1 protein-coding gene is annotated in these 3,592 nt (G+C 72.8%); it reads left to right on the top strand.

Translation table 11 applies throughout. From position 1 onward, the window contains the following. The first annotated feature begins 568 nt into the window (after window positions 1-568). Window positions 569-3,532, top strand: coding sequence for a cellulose binding domain-containing protein (locus tag ACFXGA_RS29515; RefSeq protein WP_378093437.1), 2,964 nt, complete (start codon window positions 569-571; stop codon window positions 3,530-3,532). Window positions 3,533-3,592 lie beyond the last annotated feature (60 nt).

Below are 3,592 nucleotides of genomic sequence, written 5' to 3'. Positions count from 1 at the left end.
CCGCCCGCCTCCCCCCCCCCGCTGTTCTACCCCCCCCCCCCCCCGGGGCCGGTGCGGCCCGGGTCGTGGCGTTTTCGAATCGATTCGACAGCCGGTTCGACGGCCGTCGATGATCACGCACCGCACTTCACTCGGATGGCGCAACGGGACGCCCTTGCCGCCGACCGACGCCGCCGGCTACGGTCCAATCCTGCTGATCTGGGAGCGCTCCCAGAACGGTGGGGTCGGGCGTCGAGCGCGTCCGGCGAATCCCTGACTCGCAGAGCCAGGGAGGAGGCGGATCCCTCTCGCCCACCGCCTCCTCCCACCCCGCGCAAAGGAGCGCAGCACGATGGCCCGACCCACTCCGCACGAGGCGGACCCCGCCCGGCCGGGCCATTCCCGCGCCGTCCGATCCGGTGCGCCCCGACGCGGCCGGGAAGGCGACACCCCGGCTCCGGCTGCCCGGCCCGCGGCCGCCCGGTCGGACGGGTCCGGTGCGGCTGCCCCGCTCGCGGCTGCCCGGTCGGACGAGTCCGGTGCGGCTGCCCCGCTCGCGGCTATCCGGTCGGAGGAGCCGGGCGCGGCTGTGCGTGCGACGGCGTCGGCCAACCCGCCTGCGGCGGCCGGGTCGGACCAGCCCGCTGCGGTTCGGCGCGCGACGGCCCCGGCCGCTCCGCTCGCGGCCGCCCGGTCGGACCAGCCCGGTGCCGTCCGCCCCGCCGAGGAGCGCGGCGCGACCGCCCGCGCCGTTCGGCGTGCGGCGGTCGTCCGGCCCGGCGCGACCCGGCGCTCCGACGCCCGTCCCCGCCGCGGCCACGCCGGCCGGCGCCTGCTCGCGCTGGCCTCGGCCGCCGTGGCGGCGCTCGGGGTCGTGCTCGTGACCGCCGCGGCCAGTCCCGCGGCGCAGCCCGCTGCCGCGGCGGCCGTCCCCGAGCAGCCGCACACCTGGCGCAACGTGGAGATCGCGGGCGGCGGGTTCGTGCCCGGCATCGTGTTCAGCCCCGCCGAGAAGAACCTCATCTACGCGCGCACCGACATCGGCGGCGCGTACCGGTGGGACCAGACGACCGGGCGCTGGGTGCCCCTCCTGGACTGGGTCGGCTGGGACAAGTGGGGGTACAACGGCGTCGCCGGCATCGCGCCGGACCCCGCGAACGCCGAGAAGGTGTACGCCGCCGTCGGCATGTACACCAACAGCTGGGACCCCAACAACGGCGCGATCCTGCGCTCCGCCAACCGCGGCAAGACCTGGCAGCGCACCGAGCTGCCGTTCAAGGTCGGCGGCAACATGCCCGGTCGCGGCATGGGCGAGCGGCTCGCGGTCGACCCCAACGACGGCCGCGTCCTGTACTTCGGCGCGCCCAGCGGCAAGGGCCTGTGGCGCAGCACGGACAGCGGCGTCACCTGGTCGCAGGTCACGAGCTTCCCCAACCCCGGCAACTACGTCGCCGACCCCAACGACACCAACGGCTACTCCAACGACATCCAGGGCGTCGTCTGGGTGACCTACGACCCGCGCTCCTCCACGGCGGGCAGCCCCACCAAGACCATCTACGTCGGCGTCGCCGACAAGGAGAACACCGTCTACCGCAGCACGGACGCGGGCACGACGTGGACCCGGCTGGCCGGCCAGCCCACGGGCTACATCGCGCACAAGGGCGTGCTCGACACCGCGGGCGGCTTCCTCTACCTGGCCACCAGCGACACCGGCGGCCCCTACGACGGCGGCAAGGGCGACGTCTGGAAGTACGACACCGCCACCGGCGCGTGGACCCGGATCAGCCCGATCCCGTCGACCAGCTCGGACGACTACTTCGGCTACAGCGGCCTGACCATCGACCGCCGGAACCCGAACACGCTGATGGTCGCCACCCAGATCTCCTGGTGGCCGGACATCATCCTCTTCCGCAGCACCGACGGCGGCGCGACGTGGACCCGCGCGTGGGACTTCACGAGCTACCCCGACCGCAGCTTCCGCTACACCATGGACATCAGCTCCTCGCCGTGGCTGAGCTGGGGCGCGAACCCGCAACCGCCGGAGGTCACGCCGAAGCTCGGCTGGATGGTCGAGTCGCTGGAGATCGACCCCTTCGACTCCGACCGGATGATGTACGGCACCGGCGCGACCATCTACGGCACCACGGACCTGCGCAAGTGGGACACCGGCGGCAAGATCACGATCAAGCCGACCGCCGCGGGCCTGGAGGAGACCGCGGTGCTCGACCTGATCAGCCCGCCCACCGGCGCGGCCCCGCTGATCAGCGGTCTCGGCGACATCGGCGGGTTCCGGCACGTGGACCTGGCGAAGGTGCCGTCGATGATGTTCCTCCAGCCGAACTTCACCTCGACCACGAGCCTGGACTTCGCCGAGAGGAACGCCTCGGTGATGGTCCGCTCCGGCAACGTCGACGGCTCGGCGCACGTCGCGTTCTCCACCGACGGCGGCGCGAACTGGTTCGCGGGCAGCGAGCCCGGCGGTGTCACGGGCGGCGGCACGGTCGCGGCCGCGGCGGACGGCAGCCGGTTCGTGTGGAGCCCGGCCGGCGCGGCCGTGCACTACTCGGTGGGCTTCGGCAACTCGTGGGCCCCGTCCGCGGGCATCCCGGCGGGCGCCGTGGTCGAGTCCGACCGGGTCAACCCGAACAAGTTCTACGGCCTGGCCAACGACACCGTGTACGTCAGCACGGACGGCGGCGCCACGTTCACCGCCGGCGCGACCGCCGACGTCGGCAAGCTGCACGCGGTGCCGGGCCACGAGGGCCACGTCTGGCTGGTCGGCGAGGGCGGCCTGTTCCGCTCCACCGACTCGGGCCGCACGGTCACCGCGGTCCCCGGCGTGACCTCGGGCGTCAACATCGGCTTCGGCAAGCCCGCGGCGGAGAAGACCTACCCGGCGCTCTACGCGGTGCTGACCATCGACGGCAAGACCGGCGTCTACCGGTCCGACGACGACACCGGCCGGTACTGGGTGCGGATCAACGACGACCAGCACCAGTACGGCAACATGGGCGAGGCGATCACCGGCGACCCGCGCGTCTACGGACGCGTCTACCTGGGCACCAACGGCCGCGGCATCCTCGTCGCGGAGCCGAGCGGCGAGCCCGGCAACACCAGTTCCGTCACGCACCCCACGGACACGTCGCCGAGCAGCCGGACGTCGACCACGACCACGACGACAACCACCACCACGAGCACCACTGGCACGACGACGGTCACCGACCAGCCGCCACCCGGCTGCTCGGTCCAGTACCGGGTCACGAGCCAGTGGGGAGGTGGCTTCACCGGCTCGGTGAAGATCACCAACCAGGGCGCCGGCGCCATCACGGGCTGGAACCTGGGCTGGTCGTTCGCGAACGGCCAGCGGATCACCAACAGCTGGAACGGCAAGGCGTCGCAGAGCGGCGCCGCCGTGACGGTGAGCAACGAGGGCTGGAACGGGACCATCGCAGCGGGAGGCTCGGTGGACTTCGGATTCCAGGCGAGCTGGCAGGGCAGCAACGTCTCACCCGCCGGATTCACGCTGAACGGCAGGTCCTGTTCCTCGGTCTGAGGACGAACTATCGCAGCCCTCGTTTGGCCTGGCGGCGCAGCTGCATTATCCGGGCTGCGC

The sequence above is a fragment of the Actinosynnema sp. NPDC059335 genome, from assembly GCF_042752395.1.
GTDB lineage: Bacteria > Actinomycetota > Actinomycetes > Mycobacteriales > Pseudonocardiaceae > Actinosynnema.
Note: the sequence above shows the minus strand (reverse complement) of the source record. Positions and strands in the feature narration are given on the sequence as shown.